14 protein-coding genes and 1 pseudogene are annotated in these 17,197 nt (G+C 76.3%); 2 read left to right on the top strand and 13 right to left on the bottom strand.

Features of this window, described 5'->3' with window-relative positions:
- Window positions 1-186 precede the first annotated feature (186 nt).
- From GA0070213_RS27070 to GA0070213_RS27020, 11 genes are all read right to left on the bottom strand, one after another.
- The gene (locus GA0070213_RS27070) at window positions 187-2,577 is read right to left on the bottom strand and encodes a hypothetical protein (protein WP_091070774.1); all 2,391 of its coding nucleotides are present in this window, start codon (window positions 2,575-2,577) and stop codon (window positions 187-189) included.
- Window positions 2,577-3,710: a glycosyltransferase family 4 protein gene (locus GA0070213_RS27065; RefSeq protein WP_091070772.1), complete on the bottom strand. Its 1,134-nt coding sequence runs from the start codon at window positions 3,708-3,710 to the stop codon at window positions 2,577-2,579. Before GA0070213_RS27065 ends, GA0070213_RS27070 begins: the two co-directional genes overlap by 1 nt.
- A complete protein-coding gene (gene murJ, locus GA0070213_RS27060; protein WP_091070769.1) occupies window positions 3,707-5,395 on the bottom strand; it encodes a murein biosynthesis integral membrane protein MurJ in 1,689 nt (562 codons plus the stop codon). Before murJ ends, GA0070213_RS27065 begins: the two co-directional genes overlap by 4 nt.
- Window position 5,396: 1 nt before the next feature.
- Entirely contained in the window at window positions 5,397-6,260 is an 864-nt protein-coding gene (locus GA0070213_RS27055; protein WP_091070766.1) for a hypothetical protein, read from the bottom strand.
- A gap of 61 nt (window positions 6,261-6,321) precedes the next feature.
- Window positions 6,322-7,263, bottom strand: a complete 942-nt coding sequence (locus GA0070213_RS27050) for a copper transporter (RefSeq protein WP_091070764.1) — start codon at window positions 7,261-7,263, stop codon at window positions 6,322-6,324.
- Between the two features lie 28 nt (window positions 7,264-7,291).
- Window positions 7,292-8,470 carry a putative cytokinetic ring protein SteA gene (steA, locus tag GA0070213_RS27045; protein ID WP_091070924.1) on the bottom strand — a complete coding sequence of 393 codons (1,179 nt, stop codon included), beginning with the start codon at window positions 8,468-8,470 and terminating at the stop codon, window positions 7,292-7,294.
- 118 nt (window positions 8,471-8,588) lie between these two features.
- A complete protein-coding gene (recN, locus tag GA0070213_RS27040; RefSeq protein ID WP_091070761.1) occupies window positions 8,589-10,346 on the bottom strand; it encodes a DNA repair protein RecN in 1,758 nt (585 codons plus the stop codon).
- Window positions 10,347-10,788: 442 nt separating this feature from the next.
- Entirely contained in the window at window positions 10,789-11,673 is an 885-nt protein-coding gene (locus tag GA0070213_RS27035) for an NAD kinase (RefSeq protein ID WP_091070759.1), read from the bottom strand.
- Complete coding sequence (locus GA0070213_RS27030; RefSeq protein ID WP_091070757.1) at window positions 11,670-12,518, bottom strand: TlyA family RNA methyltransferase; 849 nt, start codon at window positions 12,516-12,518, stop codon at window positions 11,670-11,672. Before GA0070213_RS27030 ends, GA0070213_RS27035 begins: the two co-directional genes overlap by 4 nt.
- A gap of 23 nt (window positions 12,519-12,541) precedes the next feature.
- Window positions 12,542-12,790, bottom strand: a complete 249-nt coding sequence (locus tag GA0070213_RS32690; RefSeq protein WP_091070755.1) for a hypothetical protein — start codon at window positions 12,788-12,790, stop codon at window positions 12,542-12,544.
- The gene (locus GA0070213_RS27020; RefSeq protein ID WP_091070753.1) at window positions 12,787-13,386 is read right to left on the bottom strand and encodes a phasin family protein; all 600 of its coding nucleotides are present in this window, start codon (window positions 13,384-13,386) and stop codon (window positions 12,787-12,789) included. Before GA0070213_RS27020 ends, GA0070213_RS32690 begins: the two co-directional genes overlap by 4 nt.
- A gap of 111 nt (window positions 13,387-13,497) precedes the next feature.
- Between GA0070213_RS27020 and GA0070213_RS27015 the strand changes: the two genes are divergently transcribed.
- The gene (locus GA0070213_RS27015; RefSeq protein WP_091070751.1) at window positions 13,498-13,833 is read left to right on the top strand and encodes an SCP2 sterol-binding domain-containing protein; all 336 of its coding nucleotides are present in this window, start codon (window positions 13,498-13,500) and stop codon (window positions 13,831-13,833) included.
- A gap of 14 nt (window positions 13,834-13,847) precedes the next feature.
- Here GA0070213_RS27015 and GA0070213_RS27010 read toward each other — a convergent pair whose 3' ends face one another.
- Together GA0070213_RS27010 and GA0070213_RS32340 are read right to left on the bottom strand one after the other, a co-directional pair.
- On the bottom strand, window positions 13,848-14,903 hold the full coding sequence (locus GA0070213_RS27010) for an HAD-IIA family hydrolase (protein WP_091070749.1): 1,056 nt from the start codon (window positions 14,901-14,903) through the stop codon (window positions 13,848-13,850).
- A gap of 532 nt (window positions 14,904-15,435) precedes the next feature.
- Window positions 15,436-16,042, bottom strand: a pseudogene (locus GA0070213_RS32340) (Replicase polyprotein 1ab); the annotation flags it as partial.
- On the opposite strand from GA0070213_RS32340, the gene GA0070213_RS31715 reads away from it, so the two are divergent.
- The coding region (locus GA0070213_RS31715; RefSeq protein ID WP_175441522.1) for a hypothetical protein at window positions 15,965-17,197 on the top strand (1,233 nt) is incomplete at its 3' end. The pseudogene GA0070213_RS32340 and the gene GA0070213_RS31715 overlap by 78 nt on opposite strands.

Raw genomic sequence — 17,197 nt, 5'->3', positions numbered from 1 at the left:
CCGTGCCGATCAGCCAAGTGATCACGCGATCCACGGGATTCCACGGTAACACCTTCCGGACCGTGAGCTGCCGTCGCACTCGCAGTCGGCGCACGTGAGGCCCATTTCCGGCGCTCCCGGTCGCTCCGGTACGCCGAACCGGCGGGTTCCCCGCCGGCCGGACCCGCCCGCGCGCCGGGCCACCGGTCAGCGGGCGGGCACCTCGGTCGACGCCGGCGTGACCTGGCCGGGTATCGGCGGATGGGCGGCCACGCCGTCCTCGGCGGGCGGACCCGGGCGGCCCGGCGCGGCACCGGCGTCGCCGGACGCGGAACCCGCCCCGTCGGCCGAGCGGAGTCGACCGGCCGGGACCGCACCACCGGCCGGCCCGCCCGAGACCTGGGCGCCACCGGGCCGTGGTCCGCCGGACGGGCGCGCACCGTCCGGACCCGCCCCACCCGACGGCCCCGCGCCGCCCTCTCCCCCGCCGCGCCCGCCGTCGGGCACGGTGCGGTCGGTGGAGTGGTCGAGCACCCGCAACGCGGCGAGCGCCGCCATCGGCACCACCAACGCGCCCGCCGCACCGGCCACGTCCAGCGCCGAGCCGCCGAGCACGCCGCCCAGCCCGGCGGCCACCCCGGTGCCGGCCATCGCCGCCCGGATCGCCGGGTAGATGCCGAACAGCCGCAACAACCCGCCCCACGGCTGCAGCAACGCCAGCCAGACCAGCGCGGCCCCGGCCAGGGCCAGCACGGTCAGCGGGCTGTTCACCAGCGTCTGGAAGTTCGACGTGCTGGAGCGGTGCACGGTGAGCCCGCCGGTGCCGTCGCCGAGCGCCGCCAGGAACCGGCCCAGGCTGCCCCGCTCGGCCGCCGGCCGGTCCAGGTCGACAAGCGCGAAGCCGATGGTCACCGCCAGCCCCGCCATGGTGGCCCAGGCCAGCCGGCTGACCGTCAACCAGCCGCCGGTGCAGATCGCCGCCGCCACGGAGACCCCGGCGGTCAACGCGATCGCGCCGATCGAGTCGGCGCCCAGGTAGGGGCTGCCCACGATCACCACGGCCACGCCGCCCACCGTCACCAGGACGGCCGGCCGCCAGCCGCGGCGTACCCGCTGGGCCAGCCACCCGCCGCACAGCAGCGCACCGGCGATGAACACGCCCAGCCCCACCGTGCCGAGCCCGGCGTACCGGCCGCCCTCCAGCGCGGAGTAGCCGACCACGCCGTTGAGTTGCAGCCGGGACCCGGTGAGCACGTCCACGCCGACCACCAGCGTGGCCAGCCCGGCTACCGCGCCGAGCGGCCCGAGCGTGCGGTCGTGCCCCGGGGTGAACCGGACCGCCGCGGTGCCGCCCACGATGAGCAGCGCGGTCACCGAGGCGAACCACCAGCCGGCGTGGTGCCCGCGCCACCACGGCGCCGCGTCGGCCAGCAGCGCCGCCGGCACGGCCAGCGCGGCGGCGATCAACAGCAACTCCACCACCGCCACCACCCGCCGGGACACCGGCGCCGGCGAGTGCGGGCCGGCGAGCCGGCGGGCCCGGCGCAGCAGCGGCAGCACCGCCACCGCGAGCGCCATCTGGGCGGCGGCGAGCAGCGTGAAGAACCAGCCGGCGACCCGGCGCTGCGCGGCGGCCTCCCGGTCGGCGTCGGCCGGCGCCGCGATCGCGGTCCGCAGGTCGTCCGGACGGTCGTCGACGGTCATCGCCGGCCGGCCGAGGAAGGGCCGCTCCGGCATCGGCCGGCCCAGCGCGGCGAGCGCGGTCGGCGCCAGGTCGACCAGTTGCAGGTAGCCGGACCGGCCGGTGCTCGGCGAGGTCAGCCAGCCGCCGTCCCAGCCGGGACCGTCCGCCACCACGACGTGCAGCCGCGCCGGGGTGTCGGTGTCCGAGACGCCGGCCACCAGCACCAGCGAGCGCGGTGGCCGGGCGGCGAGCACCCGGGCGAGCCGGGCGTCGGCCTGGCGCGCCTGCGCGGCCCGTACCGCCGGGTCGTCGTCGTCGACGGTGCCCACGTCCACGACGCTCAGCACGCAGGAGCCGAGCAGCCCCGCCGGGTCGGCGGGCAGCGACGACTCGTACCGGTCGACGCGGCCGAACGGCCGGGCGGCGGCCACCGCGGCGCCCGGACCGACGGCCACCGAACAGCGCACCGACTCGGCCAGCGCGCCGGGCGTGGCGCCCCAGGCCAACTTGTCCTGGTTGTACGCGACCACGCCGGGCTGGTCGGGCAGGTTGGCGCCGATGCCGTCGGGCTCCTCCACGGTCACCCCGCTGGCCGGGCAGCCACCGCCGGGGCGGCTGCCGTTCCAGGCGGCGAAGTTGCCGGCGCCGAGGGTCAACCAGCCGTCGACCGGGCAGGTGGGGCGGTGCGCGGAGCGCACCGACAGGGAGCCGATCGCACCCTGCTCGGCCATCTTCCACAGCGTCGGGGTGTTCCGCGGGTCCACGTCGTCCCAGCGCAGGCCCGCCGCGCCGACCAGCACCACGAAGTCGGCGCTGCGCCGGGGCGTGCCGTCGTCCGGGCGGGCGGCCAGCGCCGTGATGCCCAGCGCCACCACCATCAGGGTCAGCAGCACCGGGGTCAGTCTGCGCAGCATCAGCGGGTTCCCGGTGCGCGTTGCGGTGCCAGCTCGGCGTACAGGTCGGCGAGCGCCGCCACGGTGTCCGCCTCGGTGGGCCAGCTCGCGGCCCGGGCCGCTCCCCGGCGGCCCAGCTCGACGCGACGCGACGCGTCGTCGAGCAGTTCGCGCACCGCCGCGTCCACGGCGTTCACGTCACCGGGCGGTACCAGCACCGCGGCGTCGCCGACCAGCTCTGGCAGGCCGCCGACCGCGGTGGCGACCAGCGGGACACCGGCGCGCAGCGCCTCCTGCGCGAACAGCTGGCGGGCCTCCCAGTCGCTGGTCACCACCGCCAGGTCGGCGCCGGCCAGCAGGTCCGCCACGTCGGTGCGGTGCCCGAGCAGCGTCACCGGGGCGCGGGCGGTCGAGATCCGGGCGGCCAGCGGCAGGTAGGCGGGGCCGCTGCCGGCGATCACCACCACCGGCGTGGGGGTCCGCGCGCGCCACCGGGCAGCGGCGTCGATCAGGACGTCGTACCGTTTCTGCGGGTGCAGCCGGCCCACTGACAGGATCAACGGACGGTCGCCGGTCGCGCCGAACTCGGCGCGCACCGCGCTGCGGCGACGGCGCGGCGCGGGCAGCGCCGGCGCGGCGACCGGCGCGAGCCGGGCGTCGCCGGCGCCCAGCGCGGCGGCCCGCTCGACCAGGTCGGCGGAGGCGCCCAGCGCGACCCGCACGGAGCGGGCCACGACCCGCTCGACCAGCCGGGACAGCGTGCCCCGCAACCCGCCGGCGAGGACCGCGTTGTGCCAGGTCACCACCAGCGGTACAGCGGGCCGGGCGAGCGCCGCGACCAGGCCGGCGCGCAGCCCGTGCGCGTGCACCACGTCGACCGGCGTTTCCGCCAGCGCCCGGCGCAGCGCGGTGACGGCACGCGCGTCGGCGGGGGTGGGGTTGGCCGGGATCTCCACCGGGGTGAACCGGGCGCCCGCCCCGGTGAAGTCGAACTGGTCCTGGGTGGCGGCCGGGCCGCAGACCAGGACCGACGCGCCGGCCTCGGTCAGGCCCCGGGCGACGGAGCGGATGTGCTGTCCCACGCCGCCGGTGCTGGAGGCGAGCACCAGGGCGACCGAGCCGGGCCAGCGCGGTGCCGGCGAGGCGTCCGTCATGAGGAAACGATCTCCTTTCCGTCGCCCCGGTCGCCGGGGTGCTGGTCCGCCGGCGGGCCGTCGGCCGGTCGCCGGCGTCGCAGCCGGCGGTTCACGGCCGCCAGCAGCGGCCGCAGGTCGCGGGCGTCGGTCAGCCAGGCGACGGCGAGGAACAGGACACCGACCGCGACCCCGGACAGCATGCCCTGCACGAGGGCCTCGAATGTCGTCGGGGTGCCGCCCGTCAGGCCGGCGAGGCCCCGGGCGGTGGCCGCCCCGCCCGCCGCGGCGACCACGGCGGCCAGCAGCCCGGCCGCGCCGGCCCGGCCGACCCCGGCCAGTGCCTCCGGCCCGGCCGAGCGGCGCACGGCGGCGATCAGCAGCGCGCCGAGCAGCAGCATGCCGGCGGACGTGGCGAGCGTCACCGCGAGCACCCGGTCGGCCAGCGGCAGCGCCTGGGCGAGCAGGACCGCGAGCGCGGGCACGCTCAGCCAGCCGAGCGCGGTGGCGACGCTCGCCGCGCGGGTCTCGCCGCGCGCGTAGAGCGCCCGGGAGAGGATCGCGAACAGGCCGTAGCCGAGCAGGCCGGGCGCGAACCCCGCGATCCCGGCCGCGGCGGTGCCCGCGTCGACCGGATCACGGAAGAAGAAGTGCCCGAGCGGGATCGCGGCGCCGGCCAGCGCGGCGGCGCCGAGCAGGCTGAACAGCACGACCCCGCGCACCGCCGGGGCCAGGGTGTCGCGGTAGGCGCGCTCGTCGCCGCTCGCCCGGGCCGCCACCAGCGTCGGGTACGCGGCGACCGCGAGCGGCACCGCCAGCACCGACCAGGGCAGGAAGTAGACGGTCTGGGCCAGGTTGAACACGCCCACGTCCGCGGTCCGGCCGTAGGTGACCTGGTTGAGCGTGACGGCCAGGGCGATCTGTTGCGCGGCCACGGTGACCGCCCCGACGACCACCAGCCCGCCGACCCGTGCCCGCGCGTCGGCCGGGAACCGGTAGCCCGGCCGGGGGCGCAGCCGCAGCCGGCGCAGCGGAATCAGCAGCGACAGGGACAGCACCACCACGCCGAGCGTGGTGCCGCCGGCGAGCAGCAGCTCACCGCCGCGACCGACCGCGCCGATGGTCGCCAGCCGCCCCTCGACCGCGGTGAAGCCGAGGTAGACCGCGATCACGGTGACGCTGGACAGCAGCGGCGCGATCACCGGCCAGGCGAAGCGCCGGTGCGCCTGCAGCACGCCGGTGAGCACGATCCCGACGCCGTAGAGCGGCAGTTGGGGCGCGAAGACCCGCAGCATCCGCGCCCCGGACGCCTGCTGGGCGTCGCTGAGACCGTGACCGAGCAGACCCGGCAGCGGGTCGGCGAACACCGCCACCAGCACCGCCAGCGGGACCAGCAGGCTCAGCGTCCAGGTCAGCAGCGCGCCCGTGGTGGCGGCCACCGCCCGCCGGTCACCCGCCTCGACGGCGCCGGCCAGCAGCGGTACGACGAGACTCGCCAGCGCCCCACCGGCGACGATCTCGAAGATGAAGTTCGGGACATAGTTGGCCACCAGGTAGGCGCCGCCGAGGTCGCTGGTGGACAGCGTCCAGGTGAACACGGCGGTGCGGCCGAAGCCGGCGAGGCGGCTGACCACGGTCAGGACGGCGATGAGGGCGGCCGCCCCGGCGACGCGGCCGGCGGCGGCGAGGGGTGCCGGTTTCGTCACGTCAGTCGGCGAGCCGACCCAGCTCGTCGAGGTGCCGCAACCCCGGGGTCCGCGCGATCACCTGGGTGAAGCTGACCTTCTCGCTGGCCGCGGTGAGCGCGGCGAGCACGGCCAGCGCACCGGCGCGCCCCAGCGGCCCGGTGCGTGCCGCCAGGCTCACCCCGAGCAGCGCGCCGAGCGCGTTGGCGCCGCTGTCGCCGAGCATCACCCGCTCGCCCAGGTCGTCGGCGACCAGCCCGGCGGCCGCGCCGACCGCGCCCGCCGCGATGCCGCCGTAGGGGCCGACGGCCAGCGGCCCGCCGAGCAGCATGCCGGACTTCAGCGCCCGGCCGGGCCGCAGGTCGAGCAGGTTGACCAGGTTGGCGGTGCCGGCCACCACGCCGGCGCCGAGCAGCACGTCGAGCCCGCGCCCGACCGTGCCGGCGCGCCGCCGGCGCGGGTGCGCGGCGACCCGGGCGTCGGCCGCGAGCAACGCCGCGGCGCCCAGCCCGGCGGCGCCCACGCCGGCGACCTTGACCATCCCGGCGGTGACCCGCCCCTCGCGCAGCGCGGCGAGGTGCCCGGCGAAGCCCTTGGCGGCCTTCTGCTCCGGCCGCGCGCCGACCACGTCGTCGTAGAGCCCGACCGCGCCCGCCCCGACACCGGCCAGCAGCGCGGCGGCGCCGGCGGGCGCGCTTCCGGCGCCCAGCGCGCCCGCGGTGGCGGCGCCCACGGCCAGGGCCGGACCGGCGGCCAGGGTCACGGTGCGGCCCCGGTAGTTGGTGCGCTCCAACGCCGGCGCGGCGGGCGACGTGCGCACCTCCCGCAGCGCGTAGCGGGCGGCCAGCACCCCCGCGCCCACGGCCAGCAGCCGACCCAGTCTCACGCGACCCCTCCTGATCCGGACTCTCGACGCGACGCGGCACGGACCCGGCGGCCCGGCGCGGTCACTGGGGCAGTTTAGGCAGCCGCGACGCGGCGTTGTCGCCCACGCCGTACTGGCCGGCCTTCTTGCCGCTCAACTGCTCGGCGAGGGCGAGGCTGGTGACCAGCTGACCCTGCACCGTGTTGGCGTTGTCGACGGTGGAGATGGTCTGCGACAGCGTCGGGTCGCCGCGGACCACGGCCACCACGTTGCCGCCGGTCGAGCCCATGCCGGCGATGACGATCGCGCCCGCGCGGTCGAACATGTCGGCGATCTTCACCACCGACTCGTCCTTCTTCGCCGAGTCCTTGTCCACGTAGGGCTGGCCGGTCACCAGCACCACCGCCTCGGCCGGTCCGGAGATCTTGTCCTCCGGGGTGAGGTAGCCGGCGGTGGCGTACTGCTGGAGCACGGCGCGCCGGTCGGTCTCGGTGACCGCGGCGCTGCCCGCCGGGCGGTCCAGCAGGACGTTGGCCAGCAGCGCGCTGGAGGTCTCCACGCCGTGCCCGTTGCCCGGCAGGTTGGCCGTCGGCGCGCTGTTCGGACGGGCCGCGGTGACCGCCAGCTCCAGCAGGTTGTTGTTGCTGTCCGGGTTGATGAACTTGTCCTGCACGTCGATGCGCCCGGTGACGTCGGCGCCGGCGGTGCGGAGCATCTTCACCACGCCCTCGGTCTGGTCCCGGCCGCTGGGCAGGCTGACCACCACCACCCGCCGGTCGTTCAGCTTGCCGGGCAGGACGACCTCGGCCATCTCGGCGGCGAAGTCCTCCTCGGTCTCCAGCTGCTTCTGCATGCTGTTGACCGACTGGCGCATCAGCGAGTTGTCCTTGCGCAGGCCGTTGACGTTCTCGCGGAGCGAGTCGGCGACCGGGCCGTTGAGGGCGGCGGTGCCGACCACCAGGCCGATCGCCAACGCGAGGAAGATCGCGGTCAGGGACACCACGTGGTAGCGGAAGTTGATCACGCTTGCAGCCTCTTGATCGTCGGGGGAGCTAGAAGAGCTGGCCGAGCTGGAACACGAAATTGTCCCACCATTCCGAGACCACGCCCAGGTACGCCTTCCCGACGGTGGAGACCGCCACCGCGGACGCCATCGCGGCGACCGCCGAGAGCACCAGCAGCAGCAGGGAGGAACCGGAGATGCTCTGCCGGTAGAGACGGCTGACGCCCTTGGCGTCGACCAGCTTGCCGCCCACCTTCAGCCGGGTGAGGAACGTCGACGCCATGCCGCCGCGACCCTTGTCGAGGAACTCCACCAGGGTGGCGTGGGTGCCGACGGCCACCAGCAGTGAGGCGCCCTTCTCGTCGGCCAGCAGCATGGCCAGGTCCTCGCTGGTCGCCGCCGCCGGGAACGTGATCGCCGGCACGCCCAGGCCGTTGACCCGGGCCAGGCCCGGCGCCCGCCCGTCGGGGTAGGCGTGCACGATCACCTCGGCTCCGCAGCGCAGCACGTCGTCGGTGACCGAGTCCATGTCACCGATGATCATGTCGGGGGTGTAGCCGGCCTCGACCAGCGCGTCGGCCCCGCCGTCGACGCCGATCAGCACCGGCTTGAACTCGCGGATGTAGGGACGCAGCACGTCCAGGTCGGCCTTGTAGTCGTAGCCCCGGACCACGATCAGGCAGTGCCGGCCCCGGACCTGGGTCTGGATCTCCGGCACGCCGACGCCGTCGAGCAGCAGGTCGCGTTCCTGGCGGAGATAGTCCATGGTGTTGGCGGCGAACGCCTCCAACTGCACCGACAGGCCCTCCCGGGCGTCGGCCATCGCCTTGGCCACCGTCTCGGCGTCCTGCAACGCGCCGTGCGCCACCGGCTCGGCGCCGACGAAGACGGTGTTGCCCTCGATGCGCACCAGGTCGCCCTCACGCACCTGCTCGAAGACGCTCTCGCCGAGGTCGTCCAGGAGTGGGATGCCGGCCGCGACCAGCACCTCGGGGCCGAGGTTGGGATAGCGCCCGGAGACCGACGGCTTGGCGTTGAGCACCGCGGCGACGCCCACGGCCACCAGCGAGTCGGCGGCCACCCGGTCCAGGTCGACGTGGTCGATGACCGCGATGTCACCGGGGCGCAGGCGGCCGACCAGCCGTTTCGTCCGGCGGTCGAGGCGCGCGGTGCCGAGGATCGTGCCCGGTTCCGCGTTCCGGGTCCGGCGCAGTGTGGGTAGACGCATCGTGACCATCCTGGCATGTGGGGCAGGTTCTGCTGTCGCGACATGCCTGAGCAGGGCCGCCTACCCAGGGAAGCACACCGGAACGCGCCCCGGTGTGCTTGCGCTCACAATCGGGGCATCACGGACGCCTTTCCTTGGCCGCCACGGCCAGGAGTTCCTCGGCATGAGCGATACCCAGATCGGAGTCCGGCAAACCGGCGAGCATGCGGGCCAGCTCGCGAGCACGCTCCGTGTCCTCCACCACCCGCACCCCACTGGTGGTCACCGCGCCGCCAGTGTCCTTCGCCACCACCAGGTGCCGGTCGGCGAACGCGGCGACCTGTGGCAGGTGGGTGACCACGAGCACCTGGTGACTGCGGGCCAGCCGCGCCAGCCGCCGCCCGATCTCCACCGCGGCCTGACCGCCGACGCCGGCGTCGACCTCGTCGAAGACCAGCGTGGGCGGCCCGCCGGAGCCGGCGAAGACCACCTCGATGGCGAGCATCACCCGGGACAGCTCACCGCCGGAGGCGCCCCGCTGCAACGGCAGCGCCGGCGCGCCCGGGTGGGCCAGCAGGCGCAGCTCGACCTCGTCGGCGCCGTCCGCGCCGACGCCCGCCTCGACGCCGTTGACCGGCAGGCTCGGCTCGGCCCGCCCGGCCGCGCGGGGCAGCACCGCGACCTCGATCCGGGCGTGCGGCATGGCCAACCCGGCCAGCTCGACCGTGACCTGCTCGGCGAAGCGCACGGCCGCCTCCTGCCGCGACGCGGAGACGCGACCGGCGAGGTCGGCCACCTCACCGGCGAGCCGCGACGCCTCCCGGTCCAACTCGTCGAGCAGCTCGTCGGAGGTGTCCAGATCGGACAGCCGGGTCCGGGCCCGTTCCGCCCACGCCACCACGCCGTCGACGTCGTCGGCGTACTTTCGGGTCAGCGCGCGCAGCGCGGCCCGGCGCTCGTAGATCGTCTGCAGCCGGGCCGGGTCGGCGTCCAGCGCGGTCAGGTAGGTGGACAGCTCCGCGGCCACATCGGTGACGAGCGTGGCGGCCTCCTCCAACCGGGCCGCCAGCTCGCCGAGCGCCGGGTCGGTGCCGGCCTGCGCCTCCAGGGTGCGGCGGGCGGTGCCGAGCAGCACGGCCGCGTCGGGGGTGTCGTCGGTCGCCTCCACCCCGCCGGCCACGCACTGCTGCGCCACCTGGGCCGCGGTGCGCAACCCCTCGGCGTGCTCAAGTCGCTGCGCCTCGGCCTTCAGCTCGTCGTCCTCCCCGGGCTGCGGGTCGACCCGGGTGATCTCGTCGAGGCCCAGCCGCAGCAGGTCGGCCTCCTGGCTGCGCTCACGGGCGTTGCGCCGGCGGTCGGCCAGGTCGTCGACGACCGCCCGCCACCGCCCGTACGTCTCGCGCAGCCCGTCGAGCAGCTTCTCGTGCTCACCGCCGGCGAAGCGGTCGAGCGCGGCCCGCTGCTCCGCCGGGCGCAGCAGGCGCAACTGGTCGGACTGGCCGTGCACCGCCAGCACCCGCTCACCGACCTCGCCGAGCGTCGACACCGGCATGCTGCGCCCGCCCAGGTGCGCCCGGGACCGACCCTCGATCGTGACGCTGCGGCTGAGCAGCAGCGAACCGTCCTCGTCGGGCTCGCCGCCGGCGTCGACGATGCGGGCGTGCACCGCCTCGGCCACCCGGCCGCGCAGCCGCAGTCGCCCCTCCACCAGCGCGCGACCCGGCTGGGCCCGCACCCGGCCGGCGTCGGCCCGGCCGCCGAAGAGCAGACCGAGGCCGGTCACCACCATGGTCTTGCCGGCGCCGGTCTCGCCGGTGATGACGTTCATCCCCCCGGCCAGCGGCAGGGTGGTGTCCTCGATGACGCCCAGTCCGGTGATGCGCAGCTCTTCCAGCACAGCACCCGACAGTAGCCCCGCCGGGTGACAGTTGACCAGCCGGCACGGTGGCCGGTGCGGATCGGCGGGGAGCCGACGGTCCACCCGCGACGGCGCCCGCCGCCGGGCGGACACCGCCGTTCGGGTGGTCGGGGACACCGGACGTCGCCCAGCTCGCGTGCCGCCGCTTCCTCCGGCGGCGGCTCGTCGACCTGGCGGCCCGACCGGGGTCGACACCCGACCGGGCACGGCGCGCCGGTCCGCCTGCCGCGGCCGGCCGCGACGCTCCGGCGCCCCGACCCGTCGCGACCCGACCACCCCCTGGTCGGATCCGCGACCCACGGGCCGCGCGTCGTCCGGGAACGGCGGGCCTCACCGCCACGCCCGGACTCACCTCGACGCGGCCCGTGCGCCCACCGTAACGCGCGCCCGCCCGCCGACCCGGTTCCGGCTGAGGCGCCGGTCAGCGCCGGCTGCCGCGCCAGCCCTGCACGGGCAGGCCGAACTTGGCCACCAGCCGATCGGTGAACGGGCGTGCCCGCAGCCGGACGATGCGCACCGGCAGCGCGCCCCGGCGCACCGTGACCCGCGCGCCGGGCGGCAGGTCGTAGACCCGCCGGCCGTCGCAGCAGAGCACCGCGAGCGTGGTGAACGGGTCGACGGTGATGGCGAACGTGGAGGTCGGCGCGGTCACCAGCGGGCGGCTGAACAGCGCGTGCGCGCTGATCGGCACCAGCAGCAGCGCCTCCACCTCGGGCCAGACCACCGGCCCGCCCCCGGAGAACGCGTACGCGGTGGAGCCGGTCGGGGTCGCGCAGACCACGCCGTCGCAGCCGTAGCGGGACAGCGGCCGGCCGTCCACGTCGACGAGCAGCTCCAGCATCTGGGCGCGCTCGCCCTTCTCCACGCTGATCTCGTTGAGCGCCCACGACTCGATCGTCGGCCCGCCGTCGAACTCGGCGGTCACGTCCAGGGTGAGGCGTTCGTCCACCGTGTAGTTGCGACCGACCACGTCCCGCACCGCGGTGTCCAGGTCGTTGATCTCCGCCTCGGCCAGGAAGCCGACCTTGCCCAGGTTGATGCCGAGCAGCGGCGCCTTGGCCGGGCGGGCCAGCTCGGCGGCGCGCAGGAACGTGCCGTCCCCGCCGAGCGCGAAGACGATCTCCGCGCCCTCGGCCGCCTCCGGGCCGGTCACCGGCACCACACCGGGCAGGTCGAGGTCGTCCGCCTCCTCGGCGACCACCCGTACCTCGAATCCGTTCGAGATCAGGTCGGCGGCCACCGCGCGGGCGTGCTCGGTGCTGCGTCGACGGCCGGTGTGCGTCACCAGCAGCGCGGTCCGACTCACCCGGACACCTCCTCGGTCGTGGCCGCCGTGTCGGCGGCACCCTGCGGGCCGGCGGCGACCACCGCGCGGACGCGGTCGGGGTCGGCGGCCGGCGCGTCCCGGCGCAACCATACGAAGAACTCGACGTTGCCGCTCGGCCCGGGCAGCGGGCTGGCCGCCACGTCGGCCAGGCCGAGACCGATCCGCGCGGCGGCGGCGGCCACGTCGAGCACCGCCTCGGCGCGCAGGGCCGGGTCGCGCACCACGCCACCGGCGCCGACCCGCTCCTTGCCGACCTCGAACTGCGGCTTGACCATCAGGGCCAGGTCACCGTCCGCACCGGTGCAGGCGGCCAGCGCCGGAAGCACCAGCCGCAGGGAGATGAACGACAGGTCGGCCACCGTCAGGTCGACCGGGCCGCCGATCGCCTCCGGCGTGAGGGTACGCACATTCGTGCGCTCGAACACCCGGACCCGCCCGTCGGTGCGCAGCGGCCAGGCGAGCTGCCCGTAGCCCACGTCGACGGCCACCACCTCGGCCGCGCCGGCGCGCAGCAGCACGTCGGTGAAGCCGCCGGTGGAGGCGCCCGCGTCCAGGCAGCGCCGCCCGGTCACGGTCAGCCCGCCGGGGGCGAACGCGGCGAGCGCACCGGCCAGCTTGTGACCGCCGCGCGACACGTACTCCGCCGCCGGGTCCTCGCCGGTGACCAGCAACGGGTCGGCCGGGTCGACCATGGCCGCGGCCTTGCGGGCGGGCACTCCGCGCAGCTGGACGCGGCCGGCCTCCACCAGCGCGGCGGCCTGCTCGCGGGAGCGGGCCAGACCACGCCGGACGAGTTCGGCGTCCAGCCGGGTACGACGAGCCATCGGTGTCCGTTCTCCGCCTCTGCTCAGGCCTGGTCGATGCTGGCGAGGGTCTCGCGCAACGTCTCGTACGCCGCCTCGTACTGGGCGATCTGGTCCGCCGGGGCGAGCGTCTCGGCGTTGGCCATGCCCTGCACCGCGGCGTCCACGGCCGGATGCGACGCCGCGCCGACCTCCTCCACCGGCGCCGGCCGGATCCCGGGCGGCGGTCCGGGGCGCGCGCCCGCAGGCGGGCCCGGGCGTGGTGGTGGGCCGGGACGGTAGGGCGCGGTCACGGGGTGCCCGTCCGACCACCGGCGGCCTTCTTCGCCGGCCCGGACGGCACGCTGGGCGACTGGTCCGCCGGCGTCCGGGCGACAGTCGCGGCGGGCTTCCGCGCGACCGCCTTCTTCGCGACCGCCTTCTTCGCCACCGCCTTCTTCGCCACCGCCTTCGTCGCGGGCCGGCCGCCGGGCGCACCGCCCGGCGCGGGCTCTGCCCGGCTCCCCGGCTCCGGCCGACTCCCTGACCCGGCTGCTGCCGCGTCCACCCCGGCCGACTCGGACGACCCGGCGGCCGGCGCGGGGACGGTGCGTGCCGCACGCAGCTGCCGTTCCAGGTCGTGCACCCGGCGGGTCAGCTCGGCGACCTCGTCGGCGGTGGCCAGCCCGACCGCGCCCAGGGCCCGGTCGACCTCGAAGCGGACCAGCTTGGTCAGCGCCTCCCGGTTGGCCAGGCCGGTGGCGACCAGCTCCTCGGCCAGCGCCTGGAGCTGCCCGGCCGTCACGCCGCCCTGGCCGACGGCCCGCTTCACCGCGTCCTGCGCCTTCTTCCGGGGCGCCTCCGTCAGGCCCATGGCCAGCTCGAGGTAGGCGCGCCACGCGTCCTGCATGCCTGATTCCTTCCGCGGGGCGGGGTGTGCAGGTGCCACGCTACCGGGCACCCGGGACGCACCGTTGCGGTACGGTGCCGGGAACGGTACGGCTCGTGGTGAGGAGACGATGTGGCCAGCGTGGACGACTGCCGGCAGGCGTTGCAGGACCTGGCCGACCGGCTCGACCGGCACGTCGAGGCGCAGGGCCGCATCGATCTCGACCGCACGCTGGCCTGCCGGATCACCGACCTGGACACGGCCTTCCACGGCCGCCTCGAGGGTGGCCGGCTGCTCGGCCTGAGCGACGGTGACGACCCGAAGGCGAAGATCGCGCTGAGCATCGGCAGCGACGACCTGCTCGCCCTGGTGCACGGCAAGCTCGACATCATGTCGGCGGTGGCTTCCCGGCGGGTCTCCGTCAAGGCGAACCCGTTCGACCTGATGAAGCTCCGCAAGCTGCTCTGAGGGGGGCGCGCCGCTCAGCCGCCGAGACCGAACGCGGCGAGCGCCTCCGCCGCCGCCGGCGACGCGGCCCGCACCCGGGCGCCGGCCGACGTCGACCAGGCCACCGCGCACAGCGCCGCGAGCGCGTCCAACGGCCGGCCCGCGCCGTCGAGCGTGAGCTCCCCGCCGGCCTCGGTCACCGACCAGCCGCCGGTCCGCGGCCGGCCGGGCACCGCCGCCATGGCCTCCGGCTCGAACAACCCCGCCAGGTCGAAGGAGACGTACGCCGGCCGGCGCGACTCGGGCGCGGCCAGCAGCTCGGCCGCGTCGCTGACCCCGGTCAGCACCAGCAGGCTGTCCAGGCCGGCCCGGCGGGCGCCTTCGATGTCGGTGTCCAGCCGGTCGCCCACCACCAGGGTGCGACCGGTTCCGGCCCGGCGCGCCGCGGTCGCGAACAGCGCCGGCTCCGGCTTGCCCACCACCACGTCCGGGTCCCGGTCGAGCGCGGTGCGCAGCACCGCCACCAGTGAACCGTTGCCGGGCAGCGGTCCGCGCGGGCTGGGCAGCGTGCGGTCGGTGTTGGTGGCGTACCAGGGCGCGCCGGCACGTACCGCCAGGGACGCCTCGGCCAGGTCGGACCAGCCCACCTGGGGCCCGTACCCCTGGGCCACCGCGGCGGGCTGCTCCTCGGCGGTCGACACCGGCCGCAGGCCCACCGCGCGCAGCTCGGCCCGCAACGCCTCCGCGCCGACCACCAGCACCGGCGCGCCGGCCGGGAGCCGGTCGGCGAGCAGTTCGGCGGTGGCGGCCGCGGAGGTGAGCACCTCCGCCGGCTCGGCCGGCACCCCCATGCCGGTGAGCAGGTCGGCCACCTCGCTGGAGCGGCGGGAGGCGTTGTTCGTCGCGTACGCGACCGCCCGCCCCTCCGCCCGCAGCCGGCCGACCGCCTCGACCGCGCCGGGGATCGGCCGGTCGATCAGGTAGATGACCCCGTCGAGGTCGAACGCGACGAGGGCGTACCCGTCGACCAGCCGCCCGTCGGTCCCGGCGCGGTCGCGATCCGCACCGCCGTCCCCGGCGTTCCCGGTCATCGGCGCTCCGCCGCCTCGTCCCCGCCGGACCGGACGTCGTTCGCCCGGACGTCGCCGGCCTGGCTGTCGCCGGTCTGGTCCCCGCCCGGGTGGGTGTCGGCGGTCCGGCCGGCGCCGGCCGGGGCGTCCTCGGTCGACTGTCGCTCCCGGTCGCCGGTGGCGAGCGAGCCGGCCTCGGCGTCGGTCAGCTCGTCGTCGGCCAGGTCGCCGGCGTCGCGGTCCCGGTACCCGGCCCGAGCCGCGTCACCGGCGCTCGCCATCGCGGGCCGTTCGTCGCCGCCCCGATCCAGGCGCTCGTCGTCCTCGAGGTCGTCGCCGTCCTCGTCGTCGCGGTCGTCGTCGTCGCGGTCGTCGTCGTCGCGGTCGTCGTCGGCGCGGTCGTCGTCGTCGGCGGCGTCGCGGTCCCGGTCGTCGTCCTCGTCGAGGTCGTCGTCCTCGTCGACGTCGCTGTCCCGGCGGTCCTCGTCCTCTGCGGGGCCGTCGGTGCCGGCGGCGACCGACGGGGCGGAAGCATCCCCGTCGCCCTCCGGCTCCTCGTCCTCGTCGTCGCCCTCGATGAGCACGCCGTCGAGTTCCAGCAGCCGCTCGGCGGCGTCGGTCTCACCCTCGGAGTCGATGTCGGCGGCCCGGGAGAACCACTCCCGGGCCTCTTCCCGCCGGCCCACCGCGAGCAGGGCGTCCGCGTACGCGTAGCGCAGCCGTGCCGCCCACGGCTCGGTCGACTCGGCGGTCAGCTCACGGACCTGCAGCATCGCCACGGCCGCGTCCTTCTGCCCCAGGTCACCCCGCGCGCCGGCGGCCACGATCAGCAGCTCGACGGCGACGGCCTGGTCGAGCTTCTCCCGGTCCGCGCCGCGGAACAGGTCGATCGCCCGCTCCGGCCGGCCCAGCGCCCGCTCACAGTCGGCCAGGACCGCCAGGTGGCTCTGCAGGCCGGTCATCCGGTGGTACGTCCGCAGCTCGGCGATCGCCGTCTGCCACTCCCCGGCGTGGTAGGCGGCCAGCCCGACCGCCTCCCGCACCGCGGCGATACGCGAGGCGAGCCGGCGCGCCGCCATGGCGTGCGCCAGCGCCAGCGCCGGGTCGTCGTCGATCACCAGGCCGGTCGCGACGAGGTGCCGCGCGACGGTCTCCGCCACCGGCTTGGCGAGCGAGAGCAGCTCCGCCCGGACGGTCGAGTCGAGATCGGCCGCGACCACCTCGTCCGGCAGATCCGGCGCCTCACCGGTACGTCCCTCGCCACGCTCGTCCTGGCGCTCACGCTGCGGGCCGTAGCCACCCGTCCGGCGGTCGTCCCGCTCCGGCCGGTCACCGAAGCCACGGCGATCCCCGTCCCGCTCGGTACGCCCGCCCCGGTAACCACCCTCGCGACGCTCACCACCGGCGTAGCCCTCGCGACGGTCGCCGCCCCGGTAGCCGCCCTCGCGGTCGCCGCCGCGGAAACCACCCTCACGACGGTCGCCACCCGGCGCACCGCCCGAGCGGTCGTCACGACGGAACCCGCCCTCACGACGCTCGCCGCCACGGAAGCCACCCTCGCGACGCTCACCACCGGCGTAGCCCTCGCGACGGTCGCCGCCCCGGTAGCCGCCCTCGCGGTCGCCGCCGCGGAAACCACCCTCACGACGGTCGCCACCCGGCGCACCGCCCGAGCGGTCGTCACGACGGAACCCGCCCTCACGACGCTCGCCGCCACGGAAGCCACCCTCGCGACGGTCACCGCCGGGCCGGCTGTCACGGCCGAAGCCGCCCTCACGACGGTCGCCACCCCGGTAGCCGCCCTCGCGGTCACCGCCGCGGAAACCACCCTCACGACGCTCGCCACCCGGCGCACCGCCCGAGCGGTCGTCACGACGGAACCCGCCCTCACGACGCTCGCCGCCACGGAAGCCACCCTCGCGACGGTCACCGCCGGGCCGGCTGTCACGGCCGAAGCCGCCCTCACGACGGTCACCGCCCCGGAAGCCACCATCGCGGTCGCCACCCCGGAAACCGCCGTCCCGCCGGTCACCGCCGGGTGCGCCACCGGTCCGACCGTCACGGCTGAAGCCGCCCTCACGACGGTCACCGCCGCGGAAGCCCTCACGGTCACCACCACGGAAGCCACCCTCGCGGCGCTCGCCGCCGCGGAAACCACCCTCACGGCGGTCTCCACCACGGAAGCCACCCTCGCGGTCACCGCCGCGGAAACCACCCTCACGACGCTCGCCACCACGGAAGCCACCGTCGCGGTCGCCACCCCGGAAACCACCCTCGCGACGGTCGCCACCCGGCGCACCGCCCGAGCGGTTGTC

This window comes from Micromonospora humi (assembly GCF_900090105.1).
GTDB lineage: Bacteria > Actinomycetota > Actinomycetes > Mycobacteriales > Micromonosporaceae > Micromonospora > Micromonospora humi.
The sequence above is the reverse complement of the archived record's forward strand: the minus strand, read 5'-3'. Positions and strand labels throughout refer to the sequence as shown.

Bases quoted from the DNA above. Each gene is read 5' to 3' on its own strand.
- GA0070213_RS27070 (WP_091070774.1), bottom strand. From the start codon at position 2,577: ATGCTGCGCAGACTGACCCCGGTGCTGCTGACCCTGATGGTGGTGGCG.
- GA0070213_RS27065 (WP_091070772.1), bottom strand. From the start codon at position 3,710: ATGACGGACGCCTCGCCGGCACCGCGCTGGCCCGGCTCGGTCGCCCTG.
- steA (WP_091070924.1), bottom strand. From the start codon at position 8,470: ATGCGTCTACCCACACTGCGCCGGACCCGGAACGCGGAACCGGGCACG.
- GA0070213_RS27030 (WP_091070757.1), bottom strand. From the start codon at position 12,518: ATGGCTCGTCGTACCCGGCTGGACGCCGAACTCGTCCGGCGTGGTCTG.
- GA0070213_RS27020 (WP_091070753.1), bottom strand. From the start codon at position 13,386: ATGCAGGACGCGTGGCGCGCCTACCTCGAGCTGGCCATGGGCCTGACG.
- GA0070213_RS27010 (WP_091070749.1), bottom strand. From the start codon at position 14,903: ATGACCGGGAACGCCGGGGACGGCGGTGCGGATCGCGACCGCGCCGGG.